This is a genomic window from Cupriavidus sp. SIMBA_020, assembly GCF_046535395.1.
Lineage (GTDB): Bacteria > Pseudomonadota > Gammaproteobacteria > Burkholderiales > Burkholderiaceae > Cupriavidus > Cupriavidus campinensis.
In genome coordinates, this window is sequence record NZ_JAWRWU010000017.1 from 83,265 (window position 1) to 102,945 (window position 19,681).

Annotated in this window: 16 protein-coding genes; 15 read left to right on the forward strand and 1 reads right to left on the reverse strand. The window is 65.3% G+C overall.

Annotated features, from left to right (window positions below):
- Positions 1-16 precede the first annotated feature (16 nt).
- Complete coding sequence (locus SB751_RS25165; RefSeq protein WP_244844474.1) at positions 17-1,828, forward strand: IlvD/Edd family dehydratase; 1,812 nt, start codon at positions 17-19, stop codon at positions 1,826-1,828.
- 29 nt (positions 1,829-1,857) lie between these two features.
- On the opposite strand, the gene SB751_RS25170 is transcribed toward SB751_RS25165, so the two are convergent.
- Positions 1,858-2,739 carry a LysR family transcriptional regulator gene (locus SB751_RS25170; protein WP_144197602.1) on the reverse strand — a complete coding sequence of 294 codons (882 nt, stop codon included), beginning with the start codon at positions 2,737-2,739 and terminating at the stop codon, positions 1,858-1,860.
- 94 nt (positions 2,740-2,833) lie between these two features.
- On the opposite strand from SB751_RS25170, the gene SB751_RS25175 reads away from it, so the two are divergent.
- The 14 genes from SB751_RS25175 to SB751_RS25240 all read left to right on the forward strand — a co-directional run bounded on the left by SB751_RS25175 (position 2,834) and on the right by SB751_RS25240 (position 19,655).
- On the forward strand, positions 2,834-3,790 hold the full coding sequence (locus SB751_RS25175) for a dihydrodipicolinate synthase family protein (RefSeq protein WP_144197603.1): 957 nt from the start codon (positions 2,834-2,836) through the stop codon (positions 3,788-3,790).
- 175 nt (positions 3,791-3,965) lie between these two features.
- A complete protein-coding gene (locus tag SB751_RS25180) occupies positions 3,966-4,160 on the forward strand; it encodes a hypothetical protein (protein ID WP_144197604.1) in 195 nt (64 codons plus the stop codon).
- The gene (locus SB751_RS25185; RefSeq protein WP_144197605.1) at positions 4,157-4,834 is read left to right on the forward strand and encodes a LuxR C-terminal-related transcriptional regulator; all 678 of its coding nucleotides are present in this window, start codon (positions 4,157-4,159) and stop codon (positions 4,832-4,834) included. The genes SB751_RS25180 and SB751_RS25185 overlap by 4 nt, the downstream gene beginning before the upstream one ends.
- A gap of 135 nt (positions 4,835-4,969) precedes the next feature.
- Positions 4,970-5,569: a TagK domain-containing protein gene (locus tag SB751_RS25190; RefSeq protein WP_144197606.1), complete on the forward strand. Its 600-nt coding sequence runs from the start codon at positions 4,970-4,972 to the stop codon at positions 5,567-5,569.
- Positions 5,556-6,080, forward strand: a complete 525-nt coding sequence (gene tssE, locus SB751_RS25195; RefSeq protein ID WP_144197607.1) for a type VI secretion system baseplate subunit TssE — start codon at positions 5,556-5,558, stop codon at positions 6,078-6,080. The genes SB751_RS25190 and tssE overlap by 14 nt, the downstream gene beginning before the upstream one ends.
- A gap of 1 nt (position 6,081) precedes the next feature.
- Positions 6,082-7,962 (forward strand): type VI secretion system baseplate subunit TssF, encoded by a 1,881-nt coding sequence (gene tssF, locus SB751_RS25200; RefSeq protein ID WP_144197608.1) that lies wholly within the window; start codon positions 6,082-6,084, stop codon positions 7,960-7,962.
- 43 nt (positions 7,963-8,005) lie between these two features.
- Entirely contained in the window at positions 8,006-8,992 is a 987-nt protein-coding gene (gene tssG / locus SB751_RS25205; RefSeq protein WP_211942744.1) for a type VI secretion system baseplate subunit TssG, read from the forward strand.
- Between the two features lie 20 nt (positions 8,993-9,012).
- Complete coding sequence (locus tag SB751_RS25210) at positions 9,013-10,089, forward strand: ImpA family type VI secretion system protein (RefSeq protein WP_211942745.1); 1,077 nt, start codon at positions 9,013-9,015, stop codon at positions 10,087-10,089.
- 86 nt (positions 10,090-10,175) lie between these two features.
- The gene (locus SB751_RS25215) at positions 10,176-11,213 is read left to right on the forward strand and encodes a fimbrial protein (RefSeq protein WP_144197609.1); all 1,038 of its coding nucleotides are present in this window, start codon (positions 10,176-10,178) and stop codon (positions 11,211-11,213) included.
- A 23-nt stretch (positions 11,214-11,236) separates the two neighbouring features.
- Complete coding sequence (locus SB751_RS25220) at positions 11,237-12,613, forward strand: GlcNAc-transferase family protein (RefSeq protein ID WP_410748670.1); 1,377 nt, start codon at positions 11,237-11,239, stop codon at positions 12,611-12,613.
- A 49-nt stretch (positions 12,614-12,662) separates the two neighbouring features.
- Positions 12,663-15,371, forward strand: a complete 2,709-nt coding sequence (tssH, locus tag SB751_RS25225) for a type VI secretion system ATPase TssH (RefSeq protein ID WP_410748671.1) — start codon at positions 12,663-12,665, stop codon at positions 15,369-15,371.
- A 151-nt stretch (positions 15,372-15,522) separates the two neighbouring features.
- A complete protein-coding gene (locus tag SB751_RS25230; protein WP_144197612.1) occupies positions 15,523-16,074 on the forward strand; it encodes a fimbrial protein in 552 nt (183 codons plus the stop codon).
- Positions 16,075-16,137: 63 nt separating this feature from the next.
- Positions 16,138-16,878 carry a fimbria/pilus periplasmic chaperone gene (locus tag SB751_RS25235; protein ID WP_144197613.1) on the forward strand — a complete coding sequence of 247 codons (741 nt, stop codon included), beginning with the start codon at positions 16,138-16,140 and terminating at the stop codon, positions 16,876-16,878.
- A gap of 239 nt (positions 16,879-17,117) precedes the next feature.
- A complete protein-coding gene (locus SB751_RS25240; RefSeq protein ID WP_410748672.1) occupies positions 17,118-19,655 on the forward strand; it encodes a fimbria/pilus outer membrane usher protein in 2,538 nt (845 codons plus the stop codon).
- Positions 19,656-19,681 lie beyond the last annotated feature (26 nt).

The following is a 19,681-nucleotide window of genomic DNA, read 5'->3' on the forward strand; positions in this document are numbered from 1 at the left end:
CGCACACGCCGCATCCATGACTCAGAAACCCAAGGACTCCTCCTCCCCCGCATCGACCGGATCGACGGAATCGGCCGGATCGACCGGATCGACCGGATCGACCCAGGGCCAGCCCGGCGCCACCGGCCTGCGCAAGGGCCTGACCAACTATGGCGACCAGGGCTTCTCGCTGTTCCTGCGCAAGGCGTTCATCAAGGGCTCGGGCTACACGGACAGCGCGCTCGATCGCCCGGTCATCGGCATCGCCGACACCGGGAGTGCGTACAACCCGTGCCACGGCAACATGCCGCAACTGCTGGAGGCCGTGAAGCGCGGCATCATGCTCGCCGGCGGGCTGCCGATGGCCTTCCCGACCATCTCCGTGCACGAGAGCTTTGCCGCGCCGACCAGCATGTACCTGCGCAACCTGATGTCGATGGACACCGAGGAGATGATCCGCGCCCAGCCGATGGACGCGGTGGTGCTGATTGGCGGCTGCGACAAGACCGTGCCGGCGCAGCTGATGGGCGCCGCCTCGGCCGGCGTGCCGGCGATCCAGCTGGTGACCGGGGCGATGCTGACCGGCTCGCACCGCAGCGAGCGCGTGGGCGCGTGCACGGACTGCCGCCGCTACTGGGGCAAGTTCCGCGCGGGCGAGATCGATGCCGACGAGACCGCCGACGTCAACAACCAGCTGGTGGCCAGCGTGGGCACCTGCTCGGTGATGGGCACGGCCAGCACCATGGCCTGCCTGACCGAGGCGATGGGCATGAGCCTGCCCGGCGCGGCCACGCCGCCCGCCGTCACGGCGGACCGCATCCGCATTGCCGAGCTGACCGGCGCGCGCGCGGTGCAGATGGCGCGCGAGCGGCTGACCATCGACCGCATCCTGACCCCGGCCGCGTTCGAGAACGCGATGCGGGTGCTGCTGGCCATTGGCGGGTCCACCAACGGCATCGTCCACCTGGCGGCCATCGCCGGGCGCGTGGGGCTGGACATCGACATGCAGGCGCTGGACCGCATGGGCCGCGAGACCCCGGTGCTGCTCGACCTGAAGCCGAGCGGCCAGCACTATATGGAGGACTTCCACAAGGCCGGCGGCATGGCCACGCTGCTGCGCGAGCTGAAGCCGCTGCTGCGGCTGGACGCGCTGACGGTGACCGGCCGCACGCTGGGCGAGGAGATCGAGGCCGCTGGGCCGGGCTTCGCGCAGGACGTGGTGCGCACGATGGCCGCGCCGATCTATCCGCAGGGCGGCATCGCCGTGCTGGCCGGCAACCTGGCGCCAGGCGGGGCCATCATCAAGCAGTCGGCCGCGGATGCCCGGCTGATGGAGCACGAAGGCCGTGTGGTGGTGTTCCAGGACTCGCAGGACCTGGTCGAGCGGATCGATTCGGATGACCTCGACGTGACGGCAGACGACATCCTCGTGCTGCGCAATATCGGCCCGAAGGGGGCGCCGGGCATGCCCGAGGCTGGCTATATCCCGATTCCGCGCAAGCTGGCCCGCGCCGGCGTGAAGGACATGGTGCGGATTTCGGACGGCCGCATGAGCGGCACCGCGTTCGGCACGGTGGTGCTCCATGTAACGCCCGAGGCCGCCGTGGGCGGCCCGCTGGCGCTGGTGCGCACCGGCGACCGCATCCGCCTGAGCGTGAGCCGGCGCGAGCTGAGCCTGCTGGTATCGGACGAGGAACTGGCGCAGCGGCGCGCGGCATCGGACTGGATCGAACCGAGCGCGCCGCGCGGCTACCTGAAGCTGTTCCTGCAGACGGTGACGCAGGCCGACCAGGGGGTGGATTTCGACTTCCTGCGCGCGGCGGAGACCCGTGGCAAGACGCCGGAGTAGGGCGATGTCAGGGGCGTGTCAGGGGCGTGTCAGGCCCGGGTGGTCCGGAACAGCGCGAGGGCCTCGTCGAGCAGGGCTTCGGCCAGCGAGGCGCGCGGCCCGTGCGTGGCCCAGATCAGGCCCACGCGGCGTACCGGCGCGCGGTCCGGCAGCGGCAGGCGGGCGATCTTGAGCGGGCCGTCCCACATCGGCGCCCAGTCCGGCACCAGCGCCACGCCGAGACCCTCGCTCACCAGCGCGGCGATGACCATCAGGCCATCGACCTCGAGCCGCTGGTGCGGCCGGATATCGTGGTCGCGCAGGTAGCGGTCCGCCAGCTGCCCGCCCAGTACCGAGCGGTCGTAGCGGATGAACGGCTGGGTGGCCAGCAGCGCGTGCGGGTCCTGCCCGGCCAGCGCGGCGGGTGCCACCACCACCAGCGGCTCGGCGATGAATTCGGCCCACTGGTAGCCCTTGGCCACCGCGAACTGCGGTTCCACCACGATGGCGGCATCGAGTTCGCCGCGCACGAGGCTTTCGCACAGTTCGATCGACCGGCCCGGCTTGACGAACAGGTTCACGTCCGGATGCCGCCGGTAGAGCCGGCCCAGCAGCGGCGGCACGATGCTGCCCATCGCCGTCACGAAGGAGCCGAGCCGGAATTCGCCGAGCGAGGCGTCGCCGCTGGCTACGGTGCTCATGTCGCGCACATCGCGAATCACCTGCCGCGCACGCTCGAGAATGCGGATGCCGGCCTCGGTCGGCACCACCGAGCGGCCGGCGCGCCGCACCAGCGGCACGCCAATCTCCTCCTCGAGCGCGTGCAGCCGGGCCGCGATGGCGGCCGGCGTCAGGTCGAGCCGGCGCGCCGCTTCCGCGAGCGAGCCGACATCCACCACCGTCACGAAGCTTTGGAGAAATCTGACATCCATGCCGTGATGCTAACAAATCCCATGACCTTGAAGGGGGCGCCGCTTGGGGCTACCCTGACGCTCGCTTTCCCTGACTATCCATCCAGGAGCCACCATGCCTTCCCCCGCTTTCACCGCGCTGACCGCTGACGCACGCGGCGTCTTCCCCATCGCCCCGACGCCGTTCTTCGACGATGGCACGATCGACATCGCCTCGATCGACCGCCTGACCGACTTTTACCTGGCCTGTGGCGCCACCGGCATTACCGTGCTGGGCCAGCTGGGCGAGGCGCCCAAGCTGGAACATGCCGAATCCGTGGAGGTGGCCGCGCAGATGATCCGCCGGGCGGGGCGACTGCCGGTGGTGGTGGGGGTGTCGGCGCCAGGGTTTGCCGCCATGCGCGCGCTGACCCGCGAAGTGATGGAGCGCGGCGCGGCGGGCGTGATGATCGCCCCGCCCAACACGCTGCGCACGGATGACCAGATCGTCGGCTATTACCGCCAGGCCGTGGAGGCCATCGGCGCGGACGTGCCGTTCGTGATCCAGGACTATCCGCTGACCTTCTCGGTGCAGATGACGCCCGGCGTGATCCGCCGCATCGTGCAGGAACTGCCCTCCTGCGTGATGCTCAAGCACGAGGACTGGCCCGGGCTGGAAAAGATCTCGACGCTGCGCGGCTTCGAAAAGGATGGCTCGATGCGCCATATCTCGATCCTCTGCGGCAACAACGGCCTGTTCCTCGACTACGAGATGGAACGCGGCGCCGACGGCGCCAACACGGGCTACTGCTTCCCGGACATGCTCTGCGACGTGGTGCGCCTCTCTGCCGCCGGCCAGCGCGAGGCAGCCCACGACCTGTTCGATGCCCACCTGCCGCTGCTGCGCTACGAGCAGCAGCCCGGCGCGGGGCTGGCGGTGCGCAAGTACGTGATGATGCGGCGCGGCCTGCTGACCTCTGCCGCCCAGCGCAAGCCGGCGGCGGCGATGACGCCCACGGCCAGGTCGGAGGTCGACCACCTGCTGGTGCGCTTGGCGCGGCGCGACCCGCGCGCGGCCGCCGCGCTTGGCTGACGCCGTTTTTCTTGGGGATTCTCGGACTTGTCCTATATCGCTAAGCCGCGTTGGTTGGTAAGGTGACGAGATACTTGCCTAGCCAGGCACGCCATTCGCATTTGCATGTCGCAATCAATATGAAGCAGGATGGATTTACTTTGGGGATTCAACAATGGGAGACAGGGAAAACCTGATGCGCACGCTCGTATCGTTCGCTCTCCTGCGTGAGGGGGAACGCAAGATCTTCATCTCGCAAATGAACGAATTCCTGCTGGCCTCCCCGAAGATCCGGCAGCGCATCGTGGCGGAATGGCGCGAGCATGCCGAAGGCCACAGGAAGGCCCCCGCTGGCCGAGCAGGGGATTGCAATACATCAGGCCTCTTATGAGTCGCTATGGTATCCGGGTCATCTTTGCCGATGACCACCCTGTGCTCACGCTGGCAAACCGCCATGTCGTCGCCGCCGTTCCCACCATCACCTGCGTGGGCGACGCGCGCAATTCGACCGAACTCGTCGATCTGCTACAACGCACGCCCTGCGATGTGCTGGTCACCGACTACGCCATGCCCGGTGGCGAGTATGGCGACGGGCGTACGCTGATCTCGTTCCTCTCGCGCCGCTATCCGGCACTCAAGCTCGTGGTCATGACCATGATGGACAATCCGATGGTGTTGCGCTCGCTGTTCAGCCAGCGCATCCATTGCGTGGTCAGCAAGTCCGACGACCCGGGCCACGTGGTGCCCGCCATCCATGCCGCCCACCGCGGCGACCGCTATGTCTCGCCGCGCGTGGAGTCGTTGCTGGAGGCCTGGCCGGTCACGGAAGGCAATGGCGCGGAGACGCGCCTGAGCGGGCTCAGCCAGCGGGAACTCGAGGTGGTGCGGCTCTTCGTCTCCGGCATGACCGTCTCCGAGATCGCGGGCATCCTGCGGCGGACCAAGCAGACCATCAGCACGCAAAAGCTCAACGCGATGCGCAAGCTCGGCATCGAGCGTGACGGCGACCTGTACCGGTACGCGAACGAGGTCGGGCTCGTGGCCAGCGCGTCGGGCGCGGCCTGACGGCGGACGTCGTCAAGCCGCCAGCGCGAATCGTGTGAATGGATTGGAAAAATCGGACTAGTTCAATAGATTGCTGGGCGCGGGCTTGCTAGGCTTCGATCTCTGGGAAACGTCTTTCCAGCCTCGAACGGCGCCATGAACGAAACAGATGCAGCACGCGAGGAGGGCACGGTGTCCGCGTCCTCCGATTACAGCGACCTGGTCGCGTTGGCCATGGGTGGCGCGCAGGATGTGCGTTCGCTGCCGGATACATCGCTGGTACGGCACTCTTCCGACGCCAGCCAGCCGATCGCCGACTTGGACGCCTCCGATGTGCTTGGGCAGCTTGCTGTCGAGTACCGCGAGGCGCTGATGTCCGGCGGGCAGGAGCCGAAGCGGCTCAAGCGCCTGGGGGCCGGATGCGCATCGGGTCCGCTACCTCCCGATCCGCTGCGTCTGAATACCAGAACGACATCCGCCGTCTGCCTGTTCGACGACCTGCTGGGGCCACGCCGCATCGACCGTGTGCTGGACGGCCTCGACAGCTTTGGCGCGCAGCAACTGTTTGCGCCGCCGCCCCGGCACGAGATCCTGAGACTGTTCGCCGCCCGCAATCTGCAGACTCGTCGCACTGGCCAGTTCGCGCTGCTGGCACGCCAGGAGCACCATGCATCGAGCATGGATAGCTGGCTCACCATGCCGGAGATCGCCACGGACACGTCCGACGATACAGGAGATCGCCATGCCACCACGTGATGGCGGGTTCCGCAACGCGTACCTCCCCTCCCTGCTGGATCGCCTCCAGGACGATGCCCCGCAGCAGCGCAGCGAGCCGTCCGAGGCCTACGCCCCGGACGAACGCGGCATGCGTCGCATCATCCAGCGCGATCTGGGCCTGTTGCTGAATACCACCAACCTGAACGAGGAACTCGATGCCGAGGCGTATCCCGAGGTGGTGAATTCGGTCGTCAACTACGGCATTCCACCGCTCTCCGGCGGATTCGCCACGGAAATGACCTGGGAGCGGCTTGAGGAGCGGGTGCGTACCGCGATCGCCCGCTTCGAGCCCCGGCTGATTCCGGACACGGTGCGGCTGCGTCCGTTGCGCGACACGTCCGCACGGCGCTACAACAAGATGATGTTCGAGATCGAGGCGCTGATGCAGTGGACGCCTTATCCGCTCGAATTTCGCATCCAGAGCGTCTTCGATCTGGAGCTGAGCAAGGTCTCGCTCCAGTCAGGCCATACCCCGGGATCGGCAGGCTGACATGGATCCGAAGTTCCTCGAGTATTACAACCGCGAGCTGACCTACCTGCGCGAATCGGCAGGCGAGTTCGCCGCACAGCATCCGAAGATTGCGCGCCGGCTGGGTATGGAGGGCATCGAAGTTGCCGATCCTTATGTCGAGCGGATGATCGAGGCGTTCTGCTTCATGTCCGCACGCACGCACCTGAAGCTGGATGCGGAGTTCCCGCGCTTCACCCAGCGGCTGCTTGAAGTCGTCTATCCGAACTACGTGGCGCCCACGCCGTCGATGGCGGTGGCGCGGCTGCATCCGAGCCTGCGCGAGGGTGAGTTCAGCCAGGGCTTCAAGGTGGCGCGCCATAGCGTCATGCGCTCCGCCGTACCGCCCGGCGAACAGACCGCGTGCGAGTTCCGCACCGGCCAGGACGTGACGCTCTGGCCAATCGAGATCGCCGATGCGCGGCTGACCGCCGTACCGCCGGACCTTCCGGAAACCGGCCATCTGCTCCGCCACCGTCAGTTGCGCGGTGCGCTGCGGCTGCGCTTGCGTACGGTGGGCGATATCCGCTTCAACGAGATCAAGGGGCTGGACCAGCTACCACTCTATATCGACGGTGACGAGCGTATCGCCTCGCATCTGTTCGAGCTGATCCATGCGGGCGCCGTGGCGTCCGTGGTGCGGCCGGACGGAGTTACCGATCACCAGCGGAGCCACGTCGTGTCCAGGGCGCCGGTAGCGCTCGAAGGTTTTGAGCCGGAGCAGAGCCTGCTGCCGCTGCGCTGGAACAAGTTCAGCGGGCACAACCTGCTCCAGGAGTATTTCTCGTGCCGGCAACGCTTCTACTTCTTCGTGCTGACGGATCTGGCGAAGGGGCTATCCCGTGTGGACGGCAAGGAGGCCGAGATCGTGCTGCTGCTGGACCGCATGCCCGACGAACTCGGCGTGCATGTCGATGGCAGCCGCTTCCTGCTGTTCTGTACGCCGATCGTCAACCTGTTTCCCAGGCGCACGGACCGCGTGGAGGTGGACCGCAGCCTGACGGATTTCCATCTGGTGGTCGATCGCGCACGTCCGCGTGACTACGAGGTCTACTCGGTTTCGCGCGTCTTTGGGCAGATGGCGCAGACGTCGACGGAGATCCAGTTCAATCCCCTGTACCAGACCCTGCACAGTGACCTTGGCAACTATGGCCGGTACTTCTCGGTGCGGCGGGAACAGCGAATGCTGTCCGGCGACGCCCGCAAGTACGGCACGCGCACGGCCTATATCGGCACGGAGGTCTTCCTGTCGCTGGTGGACCAGGCCGAGGCGCCATATGCCGACGACATCCGCTACCTGTCCGTGGAGGCGTGGGTCACCAACCGCGACCTGCCGCGCCTGATGCCGCGCGGCGTAGGGGCCCATCTGACCATGCCCGATGCGGTACCGCTCGAGGCCGTCAGCCTGGTCCATGCGCCGAGCGCCCCGCGGGCGCCCTACGCGAGCGACGAAGCGGCATGGCGGCTGATCCGCCAGCTCAGTTTCAACTACATGCCGTTGTCGGAACTCGATCACGGCGAAGGTGCGCAGGCGCTTCGCAACATGCTGCGACTGTTCGTGACCCACAGCGAGCGGGAGCAGATCGCGCAGGTCGAGAGTCTGGTCGGCGCAAAGACGCAGCCCGTGGTGAGTCGCCTGCCAGGCCATGGCCTACTGGTGTACGGGCGCGGCGTGCGTTGCGAGTTGACGGTGGACGAGAGCGGATTTTCCGGGGCCAGCCCCTACCTGTTCGGCCTGATCCTGGAGCACTATCTCGCGCGCCACGTGGCGATCAACGTCTTTTCAGAAACCGAACTGCATTCGATGCAACGGGGCCTGATCACGCGCTGGGCACCCCGGATGGGAGGTCGCGGTGCCGTATAGGCCTGTGAAAGTGCCTCCGAACGCCGCGTTGCAGCCGGATGCGATGCGCGCATGGTTCGATCAGGACCGTCCATGGAGGTCAGGCTTCTTGAGCCTGATGCGCGCAATCGCCGCGCGTGACCCCAGCCGTCCCGCGCCGGGCGAAGCCGACCTGCCGTCACAGGAAACGTACCGCATTGGGCAGCGTCCAGTGCTTGCCTTTCCGCCGCGGGAGGTTGCTTCGCTCGACACGCGGCACGGCCGGCTCGACATCCGGCTGTTCGGGCTGGGTATCTGGGGCCCGCAGGGGCCGCTACCGTTGCATGCCACGGAGTTGGCCTATCACCGGTCCGTCGCGCTCCAGGACCGGACGCTCGAGCACTTCGCCGACCTGTTCCACCATCGCGCGTTGGCGCTGTTCTATCGCGCCTGGGCTGCGGGGCAGTCCACCGCCGCGCTCGATCGGCCCGACGAGGAGCGGTTCTCGTTCTACATCGCCAGCCTGATGGGCACGGACCAGGCCGAGGCACGCCAGAGCTGCCTGCCGACTCACGCGCGTTACGGCGCCTCGGCGCACATTGTGCGCGAGTCGCGCAACCCTGAGGGCCTCGCGGCCACGCTGTCGCAATACTTCGATGTGCCGATTGCCGTCGAGGAGTACGTGCCGCACTGGATCCGAGTCGATGAGACCGGCCATTGCCGACTCGGCATGCCCGGCGCCTCGTCTTTCATGGGCGAATCGGCCATGCTCGGCGAGCAGGTTGCAGACCGGCAGCACAAGTTCCGTCTTGTGATCGGCCCGCTGGATTTCTCCCGCTACCTGCGGCTCACGCCGCGTGGCGAAGATCTATGCACGCTGGTGGAATGGGTCCGTGCGTTCATCGGCTACGAGTACGACTGGGAGATCCAGTTGCTGATCAAGCCGGAGGAAGTGCCGGCACCGCGCGTGGACGGGCGTCAACGGCTTGGGCACTCGACCTGGCTGGGCGAGTGCGACCCGGCGCAACCCGTGTCCGGCATGGTCTTCGAGCCGGAGATCTACGCGGCATGACCGAGAACTTCCCCATGACAATGCATAACCTGGCACCTGCCGAAACGTCGCGCTACGACGACCTGCTTGAACCGGCTTCGGATGCATCAGCCTGTGGTGATGACCTGGAATACGATCCGGCCTTCATCATGCTCCAGGCCGCCGTCGCCCCGTCCGCGCCCGTGCAATACGGTGACTTCGTCGAGACGCCGGCCTCTGTCAACTGGGCCGAGGCCGAGCGCGAGTGCGAGGCGCTGCTGGCGCGCACCAAGGACCTCCGGGTGGCCATCATCCTGTTGCGTGCCGCGGTGCGCCAGCGCGGCGCGGCGGGTCTGCGCGATGGGATGGTCTTCCTCCAGTCTTTGCTGGAACGATATGGCAGCGGGCTGCATCCGTTGCCGTACTTCGACGGCCAATGGGATCCCATCACGTTCGCCAATGCGCTCGCCGCGCTCGCGGATGCGGAAGGCGCGCTGGCCGATGTCCGCGAGATTCCGCTACCCAAGGCGGCCGGCGCGCAGTTGCAGTTGCGCGATATCGAAAAAGCACTTGCGCTGCCGCGTCAGAAGGATGCGCTGTCGCCCGAAAGTGTGACGCGCATGCTCAAGGAACTGGCTGCGCGCGGCGAAGCGGTCGTGCTCGCGCTCGGCGAAGCCCATGCCCGGTTGGCACAGATCGCCGCATGGGCAGAGAGCGGGCTCAAGGCCGACGCGCCCAACCTCGACCCCCTTTCCCGGTTGCTGCAGCCATTCAGCGAGATTGAGCGCCTGGTGGAGGCTGTGCCACCAGCACAGTCGACGGCACCCGTCGCCGAGACGCGGGCTGGGCGATCCAGCGCTATCGCGCCCTCAACCGCGACGGACATTCCCAAGCCCATCGAGTATGCGACGACGACGGCTGCGCCGCACACACCGCCCCCCCCCGCCCTGACGATGGACCGCTGGACCGCCCTCGCCACGATGCGGCAAGTGCGGGAGTGGTTTGAAGACAACGAGCCCAGCAGCCCGGTGACCGTGATGCTGCGCGAGGCGGAGCGCATGGTTGGCAAGCGATTCTCCGAACTCGCACAGAGCATCCCACTTGAACTGCTGTCCAAGTGGGATGCCGTGGACAACTGAATGGCTCCAATTGGCACGCCCATTAACGCATCGGACGACACGCCGGCCAGCCGGCGGTGTCGCCCGCAATCTCGATAGGTACTGTGATGAAAGGCTATACCAAGGGTTTCGCCGTGCTGCTGGGGCTTGGACTGCTGTTGCCGGCGGCGGGCGCGATGGCGGCCTGCAGCCAGGTGACGCAGGCGGACATCGACGAGTGGACCGTGAAGGGGCTTCCGAATATCGACGTCATTCAGAAGGAGATCAGCTTCCATGTGACCTTCCCGTCGACCATCGATGTCCAGCCTGACCTTCCGGTTGGCGAGACGTTTGGCAGCGGGGCGTCCCCGAGCTTGGGAAGCAGCACCGCCCTGTTGAACTGTGACTGGCGCACCGGCGGGCAGGTTCGCTATGCGTTCGTGAGTCCGAAACAGGGCACCGCATTTCCGGGGGTGGTGGAATCCGGCATGAAGGGTATCGGCATGCGCCTCAGCTACGTCCGAGGCTCCGGGACGGTCAGCACATTTCCCTTCATCGTGAACTTCGGGCCGGCGGAGCCCAATCAACCGTACTTTCCCGGCTTCCGCTCGGGGCTGCGGATGGTGATCGATTTTGTGAAGACCGGAGAGATGGACGTTTCGTCGACGTTCGGCGCCGGGGATATCGCCACGGCCATGGGCGATGGCGCGGGCGGACCGGTCATCCGGATCACCACCGGCAGTACGCGGATCAACGTGTTGCCCAGTTGTAGCCCAAGCACACCGACCCGGAACATCGACTTCGGTACGTTTGGCGCCAACAGTGTCTCGCAGACCGTGGGGCCTACGCGACCCATCAACTTTGAAGTGACCTGTATCGGCCCTGCGTCCCCGAGCTCGATCACGGCCAAGCTTACTGGCACGCCGGACACGGAAAATCCCTCGCTGCTCAGGAATACAGGCGCGCAGCACCTTGGCATCAGGGTCAAGGATCGAGATAGCGATACCGTACTCAGGCCCAACGACAACGCCAGCGTCATTACCAAGCCCGGCAACAGCAAGCTGTTCACATACAACCTTGATGCCACCGTGCTACGCACCGGGACGCAGACCCCGACCGCCGGTCTGATCAATGCCACAGCCGTATTCACCATGGCGGTCAACTGAAGGCGACGGTGGCTGGCAACGTGATGGCCGAGAGAATCTTCGTGCAGATGGCAAGCTATCGGGATCCCCAACTGATCCCGACCTTGCACAGCCTGGTCAGGCAGGCCTCCCGGCCGGATCGGCTGCGCGTGGTGGTGTGCTGGCAGCACGGCCTCGACGAGATGATCGGCATGTTCTTCGCACATGGCTTCTCGCATTGGCAAGTGGTGATGCGCGCCGGGCGCACCGTGCATCGGCTGGTGCTGGCGGAAGCGACGGTCGAACTGATCGATGTGCCCGCGATGGAAAGCCAGGGCGCCTGCTGGGCGCGGAACCTGATCCAGCAGCAGTACGCTGGCGAAGACTATACCTTGCAGATCGACTCCCACCATCGCTTCGTCCACGGCTGGGACGGGATGGCCATCGAGATGCTCGAGTCGCTGCGCGACGAAAGCGCGAGGCCTGTGCTGACGGCCTACCTGCCGGCCTTCGAGCCACGGGGCGAAGACCCGTCGTGCCGAGGCGAGCATCCGACCTTCCTCATCTTCGACCGGTTCATTGCAGCCGGGGCGCTGCTTGTGGCGTCGCGCCGGATTCCGGGTTGGGAGGCGCTGGAAAAGCCGCTCAGAGCCCGCTTCTATAGCGGGCACTTTGCCTTCGCCGATGGCCATTTCGCGACGAATGTCCAGCACGATCCCGAGTATTTCTTTCACGGCGAGGAAATCTCGATTGCCGTGCGGGCCTTTACCCATGGATATGACCTGTACCACCCGCATCGTGTGCTGGCCTGGCATGAGTACACGCGCGACTATCGCGCCAAGGTGTGGGATGACCACACCCCCGAAAATCGGGCCCGCGGCCTGGTGAAGATGGTCTGGTTCGAGCGCGACCGGCTGTCGCAGGAGCGTAATCGCGCCCTGCTTGGTGTGGATGATGTGAGTGCTGCGGGCGTCGATTTCGGTCCGTATGGACTCGGTCAGGTACGCACGCTGGCCGAGTACGAAACCTATGCGGGTGTCAGCTTCGCGCGGCGCGCGGCCACGCCGGAAGCGCTGCGCGGGGATCTCCCCACGGCCGGCACAGACCATCCCGAGACCGCGCTCGCACGCCTGCGACGCTCCCAAGACGTGGCTGTTGAGCTTTATCTCGGCGACCTCGATAGCCTGTCTGGCGTTAGTCACATCGCGTTCACGGTTCTTGCGGCGGATGGTGGCACGCTTCATGAAGAGCTTCAGCCCGCCAATGGGATGACGCGGATCCTCGCTGAGCACAACGGCTGGCTGTGCCGGCGACTCATCTTCCAATGCGGCGCGGATGACATTCCGATCCGCTTCATCGCCAGATTCGTCAATGTGGACGACGTCACCGTGCACGAACTGGCGCGCGATGTGCCCCCCTACGGCACCCCTATCTCGCCTTGAACGCCGCCCACCGGCGGACCCATTCCCCTCCCGGCATCTCTGTTACACCATGACCACATCCAGAAAGACCTTGTTCGGCAAACTCGGCGAGACGCTGTTTCGCAGCATCGAATCGGCCACGACGTTCTGCAAGCTCCGCGGCAACCCTTACGTCGAGTTGGCGCACTGGCTGCACCAGATCCTCGCGCTGCCCGACAGTGACATGCATCGCATCTGCCGCCACGGTGGCGTGGACCGCGAGAAGCTCGATGCGGATCTGGTTCGAGCACTCGCTGCGTTGCCTGCCGGCGCCAGCTCGATCAGCGACTTCTCGAACCACATCGACATCGCCATCGAGCGCGCCTGGGTGGTTGCGACACTAGAGTTCCGCGACCCGCGCGTGCGCGGCGCCTGGCTCATGGCGGCCCTGCTGAAATCGCCCGAGCTGCGGCGCGTACTCCTGTCGATTTCCCCCGAGTTCGCGAAGATCGGCGTGACGGATCTGAATGCCATGCTGCCGGCCTGGATCATCGATTCGCCTGAGGAGGGGGATCAAGCCTACGAGAGCTCCGATTTCCCGGCCGCGATGCCCGGCGTGGCGTCCGGCGCCATGGGAGACGCCGCGGTGGCCGGTTCCCCGCTTGAGCAGTACTGCGTAGACCTGACTGCCCGCGCGCGTGCCGGTGGGGTCGATCCTGTGGTCGGCCGGGAACTGGAGATCCGCACGATGATCGACGTTCTGGTTCGCCGCCGGCAGAACAATCCCCTGCTGACGGGGGAGGCGGGCGTCGGCAAGACTGCCGTCGTGGAAGGGCTGGCGTTGGCCATCGCCCGGGGCGATGTGCCGTCGAAGCTGGCCGACGCAAAGCTCCTGAGCCTGGACGTTGGCGCGCTGTTGGCGGGCGCGAGCATGAAGGGCGAATTCGAGGCGCGCCTCAAAGGCGTGCTGGCCGCGGCGGAAGCGAGTGCGGGAACCGCAATCCTGTTTGTGGACGAGATCCACACGCTGATCGGCGCGGGCGGGCAGGCCGGCACCGGCGATGCCGCGAACCTGCTCAAGCCGGCCCTTGCGCGCGGTACGATCCGCACGATAGGCGCAACGACATGGGCCGAGTACAAGCGCCATATCGAGAAAGACCCGGCGCTGACGCGCCGCTTCCAGGTGCTGCAGGTCCATGAGCCGCAGGAGCAGGCGGCCATCGATATGGTGCGCGGGCTGGTGAAGACGTTCTCGCGTCACCACGGCGTGGTGGTCCTCGATGCGGCGATCCGCGCCGCGGTGGCGTTGTCACATCGTTACATTCCGTCCCGCCAACTGCCCGACAAGGCCATCAGCCTGCTCGACACGGCCTGCGCCCGGGTCGGCCTGTCCCAACAAACGCGACCACGGGAGTTGCAGGACGTGCAGCAGCAGTTGCTGGCGGCGCGCGCCGAGCTGGATCTGCTGGAAAGTGAAGCGCGCATCGGGCTCGAAGTCGACAGGAATCTGGAAGACGTGCGGGCCCGCATCGACGGATTGGAGGGTGAGGAAGCGGCCGTCACCGCAAGGTGGGAGGCCCAGCGCGAGGCGGCGCAGGCATTGCTGTCCGCGCGCGAACGCATGGAACGCCGTGCAGGCGTGGACGCCGAGCCTGATGGCGACTCCGAGCCGCCACCCTCCATGGAGGCGCTCCGCGAGCTCGAAGCGAGTATGACGGCACTTCAGGGTGAGGCGCCGCTTGTGTTTGCCGAAGTCAACGAGGCAATTGTGGCCGAGGTCGTCTCCGACTGGACGGGCATCCCCGCCGGCCGCATGCTGACCAATCAGGTCGCCGCTGTGCAGGCCCTCCCGTCCACACTCGCCAATCGGGTAATGGGGCAGGAAAATGCCCTGCATCGAATCAGCGAGCGGGTGCAGACCGCGCGCGCCGGGCTGACAGATCCGGGGAAGCCGCTCGGCGTATTCCTGCTGGTTGGCCCGTCCGGGGTGGGCAAGACCGAGACGGCGCTGGCGCTGGCGGAGGCCCTCTATGGCGGCGAGCAGAACCTGATCACGATCAACATGAGCGAGTATCAGGAGGCGCACACCGTCTCCGGGCTCAAGGGCGCGCCGCCCGGATATGTTGGCTATGGCGAAGGTGGCGTGCTGACCGAAGCGGTGCGGCGCCGTCCCTACTCGGTAGTTCTGCTCGATGAAGTGGAGAAGGCGCATCGCGACGTCCACGAGATGTTCTTCCAGGTATTCGACAAGGGATACATGGAGGATGGCGATGGCCGCTACATCGACTTCAAGAATACGGCGATTCTCCTGACCAGCAACGTCGGCGCCGAGCTGATCTCCCATTTTCATACCGATACCTCGGATGCACCGGAACCCGATGCGCTGCGCGATGCGCTGATGCCGGCGCTGCTGAGTGCCTTTCCGGCGGCCTTCCTGGGCCGCGTGACCGTAGTGCCGTACCGCCCACTGGCGCATGCCTCGCTGTCGAACATCGTACGCCTGCACCTCGACCGCGTTGTGCAGCGCATGCAGGACCATCACGACATCGCGGTGGGCTACAGCCAGGCGGTGGTCGACTACGTGATCGACCGTTGCCTTGTACAGGAGACGGGTGCGCGCGCGCTGATCGGCTTTATTGACCAGCACATCCTGCCGAGATTGTCGGCGCTCTGGCTGGAATCCGTTGCCTCGCGATCTGTCCTGACGCATATCGACGTCGATATCGACGACGCCAGGTTGACCCCTGCGACGGCACTTTGCCTGCACGTGCGCCAGGCAGAAATTCTGTCGCAGAACTAACGGGAACTTTCGAACGCGTCATATATGCGTCGGGAATGCCGGCTTGTACGATGGTCTCGTCGTGAAGTGAGGCGGGATCCGAGTTAGGCCAACGCCGTTTTGCAGCAACAGCGGAAGGACTGAATCCGCATTCTTAATGGAAGGACGTTTCATGAACAAGCAAGTACTCCAGGGTGCCGTCGCCGCTTTGGTCGCTATGGGCGCGGCATCGAACGCCATGGCACAGGCCGTCGTCTCGCAGGGCCAGGTCAATTTCAATGGCCGGTTGACGGGGCAAACCTGCTCGGTCACCGCCGGTGATCGCAACCAGACCGTGACATTGCCGACCGTCGCGATTTCCAGCCTGACGGCGAAGGGCCATACCGCCGGTTCGAAGCCGTTCAGCATCGGTATCGAGAACTGCCCGGTCGGGGTCAACAGCGTGTCGGCGCACTGGGAGATCACGAACCTTAATCCAGAAACCGGGAACGCCCGCAACCTCGCAACGACGACTCCCGCAGGCAGCGTCGAAGTGCAATTGCTGGACCACGACGGCTCGGTGCTGCGTCTGGGCGACAGCGGCAAGCCCATTCAGGTGACGCGGACGGCCGCGGACGCTGTCGGTACCGCAACGCTGCACTACGGCGGCCGCTACTACGCCACCGGTGCAACTTCCGCTGGCATGGTGTCGACCACCGCGAACTTTACCCTGGCTTACAACTAAGGCACGCGGAAGATTGGCTGGGCCCGTTCGCGGGCTAGCCAATCAGGCGCCTGGAGATCAACGATGCATGCCTGGAGATGGCTCTCCTTCCTGTTTGCGGCGACAGTGGGGCTGGCATCAATGTCGGCCCAGGCCGCGATCGTCATTACCGGTACCCGGGTCATCTATCCCGAGAAGAGTCGGCAAGTTTCCGTGCGGCTCAACAATGTCGAGGACACACCAGTCTTGGTGCAGGCATGGATTGACGATGGTGACACTTCGGTTCCGGTCGAGAAGATCAATGTGCCGTTCGTCATCACGCCGCCGGTCTTCCGCGCAGAAGGTGGAAAAGGCCAGACGCTGCGGGTGAAGTTCACCGGCAAGACAATGCCTGCGGACCGCGAGACGGTCTACTGGCTCAACATCCTCGAGATTCCGCCAAAGCCGGTGGATGCGGATAGCCGGAACATGCTCCAGCTGGCGTTTGGCACGCGTATCAAGCTGTTCTATCGCCCCGCCGCGTTGCGCGACGACCCGTCCGCCGGGCGTGCCGGATTGACCTGGACGGCTGCACGGAACGCAGAAGGCAAGCAGGTGCTGCGTGTTGGCAATCCAACTGGCTATTACGTGTCACTCGACAGCGTGTCAGTCAAAGCTGGCACCACCGACATTGGCTACCAGCCCAAGATGGTCCCTCCATTTGGCAGCGCGGAGCTACCACAAGTCGGCGATCGCAATGTCTCCCCGCCAAGCGGTACGGCAATCGCCTACACCCTGCTCAACGACTTCGGCGCGACCGTCGAAGACGCCGCCATAGTCCAGTAACGCCAGCAGCCAACGCTAGCGCTTCCCGTAGTCGCCGTCAGCCGGTGATCCTGCCGCTGAGAAGGCGTGATCACATCAAAGCAAGGCGAAATGTTTCTATGAGTACGAGGCATCGTTTGGCTGTGCGCCCGTTGGCACGGACGGTGATGGTCCTTAGCGCATTCGGGTGCTACGGACTGAATGCAGAGGCGGTCCAATCGAAGCCAGGTGACGTACCGATCGAGGAGATCGAAACGCTCATGACGGCACCGCGGGAGCGAAGCACGCGGCGTCACCGCCCCAAGCTTGCCGCGGTCCAATTCAATCCGGCGTTCCTGAACGGCCAAGTGGTCAGCATTTCGCGCTTCACGAACGGCAACCCCGTGCCAGCGGGCGTCTACGACGTGGATCTGTCGCTCAATGGCAAAGCGCAGGGGCAGCGCGAAGTCCAGTTTGTCGCCATGGCAGACAGCGATGTGGCGGAGCCATGCTTCACCATCGCGGCGCTGCGTGGTCTGGGCGTCGATGTTGACAAGGCACTCCGATCCCGCGTGGAGTCCGCCGGCGCCGTAACCGGTGATGCAACGGGAGCCGCAGCCTTCTACGACGACGGCCAATGTGTCCGACTCGCAGACCTCGTTCCCGATGCACGGGCCGAATTCGACCTCGCGGAATTGCAACTCGACATCACCGTCCCCCAGGCAAGCATAGTGCAAACGCCGTACGGCTATGTGAGCCCTGCTTTGTGGGACGCCGGCATCAAAGCGGGTCTGCTCCAGTACAACTTCACGACATACAGCGCCAATCAATCTGGCGCCGACGTGAGCAGTGCATATCTCGGCCTGCAACTCGGCTTGAATCTGGGCCAATGGCGCTTTCGCCAGCGCTCCACGCTTGACTGGAACAGCAACGTGGGCGGCATGCGATGGAACAATCTGGCAACGTATGTCGAGCGAGATCTCACGTCCTGGCGAAGCCGCCTGACGTTCGGTGACAGCTTCACGACTGGTGAGGTCTTCGATTCGTTCAGTGTAAGAGGCGTTCAGATATCCAGTGAAGACCGGATGCTGCCCGACTCGATGCGCGCCTACGCACCTATCGTACGTGGCGTGGCGGAAAGCAACGCGCGCGTGATCGTCCGCCAGAACAACGACATCCTCTACGAGACCAGCGTTCCACCCGGTCCGTTCGAACTGGGCGATCTGCCGGCGATCGGCTACGGCGGCGATCTGCGCGTGACGGTGGAAGAAGCGGACGGACGCCGGCAAACCTTTCTGGTGCCGTTTGCCGCCGTGCCGAATCTGCTCCGCCCCGGCTTCACGAGGTTCAACGTGTCCGCAGGTCAGTACCGCGATCAGCTCGTTCAGCATGAGCCGTGGGTGGTGCAGGCGACGATCCAGCGTGGTCTGAGCAACATGCTGACTGGTTACACGGGTGTCCTGACATCCGAGGGGTATAGCTCGGGCCTGCTTGGCCTTGCCGTCAATACGCCGGTCGGGGCAGTCTCCGCCGATGTAACGATGGCGCGCACGGACCTGGCGAGCAGTTCGCATACCGGCAGCAGTTGGCGCGTGAGCTACAGCAAGCGCATTCCCGCAATCGAAACGAACCTGCTGCTGGGTGCCTATCGATACTCGACAGATGGCTTCTACAGCCTGCGCGACGCGATCTATGCGCGGAATGTGGGGAATCCGGGCGGCAACCTGATGAGCTACCGCACGCGCAATCGCTTGCAACTCAGCATCAACCAGCCACTCGGCACGATGGGTTCCATGTATCTCTCGGGCAGCACGCAGGACTACTGGGATGGCGGTCGCGGAAGGGATACCCAGTATCAGGCTGGCTTCACCGGGGGAGTCGGGAGAGTGGCGTACACGATCTACGCCCAGCAGTCATTCGACCAGAATCGCTCAAAACATACCCAGTTCGGTGTGAACCTGACCATTTCCCTCGGCCGTAACTCTGCGGTGGAGCGCGGTCCCTTCGACTCTCTGTCGACGAACGTCACGGTGGACACCCACGGCGACAGCGCGTTCCAGGCCAGCCTCAACGGCGCCACCGCGGGCGAAGCGCCCATTTCCTACGGCATGAATGTCCAACGCACGTCGAACTCGGGTGACCACACGAACCAGCTCGGTGGCAACGCCACCTATCGTGCGCGTTATGGCACATACGCCGCGAACGCCTCCCTCGGAAACCGGGGTCGCCAGATCGGCTTGAACGCGGACGGCAGCATCGTCGCGCACGCAGGCGGCATCACCTTGGGGCCGCCACTCGGCCAGGCCGCCGCCCTTGTCGAAGCCAAGGGCGCAGAGGGCGGGCGCATCGTCAATGGACAAGGCGCGCGCATCGACGGAAATGGCTACGCTTTGCTGCCTTCGTTGACGCCCTACCGCGTGAACCGGGTGGCGATTGATCCGACCGACCTGCCAGACGACGTTGAACTGGAGACTTCCAGCGACCAAGTCGTGCCGCGCCTCAACGCCCTTGTGCTCGTGAAGATGCCAACCGTCACCGGAAAAGCCGCGCTGGTGGCCATGCATGACCACGCAGGCGAGCCCCTGCCGCTAGGCACGGCCTTGTTCTCCGCCGATGGCAAGTCGATGGGTATCGTCGGGCAGGGCGGCCTGGCGTTCCTGCGCGGCCTGGAGGGCAGCGGCGCACTGCGTGCGCAGTGGGGCGAGTCGACGGCCGAGTCATGCGAACTGCCGTACGCAATGCCCGCTGGAGCGAGCGTGGATGGCGGAACAGACCCGGGAGCGCGCCTGACACTACGTTGCGAAGCGGCGGCCAGTTGAAGTGGAATCGATGTGAGCGGAGACCC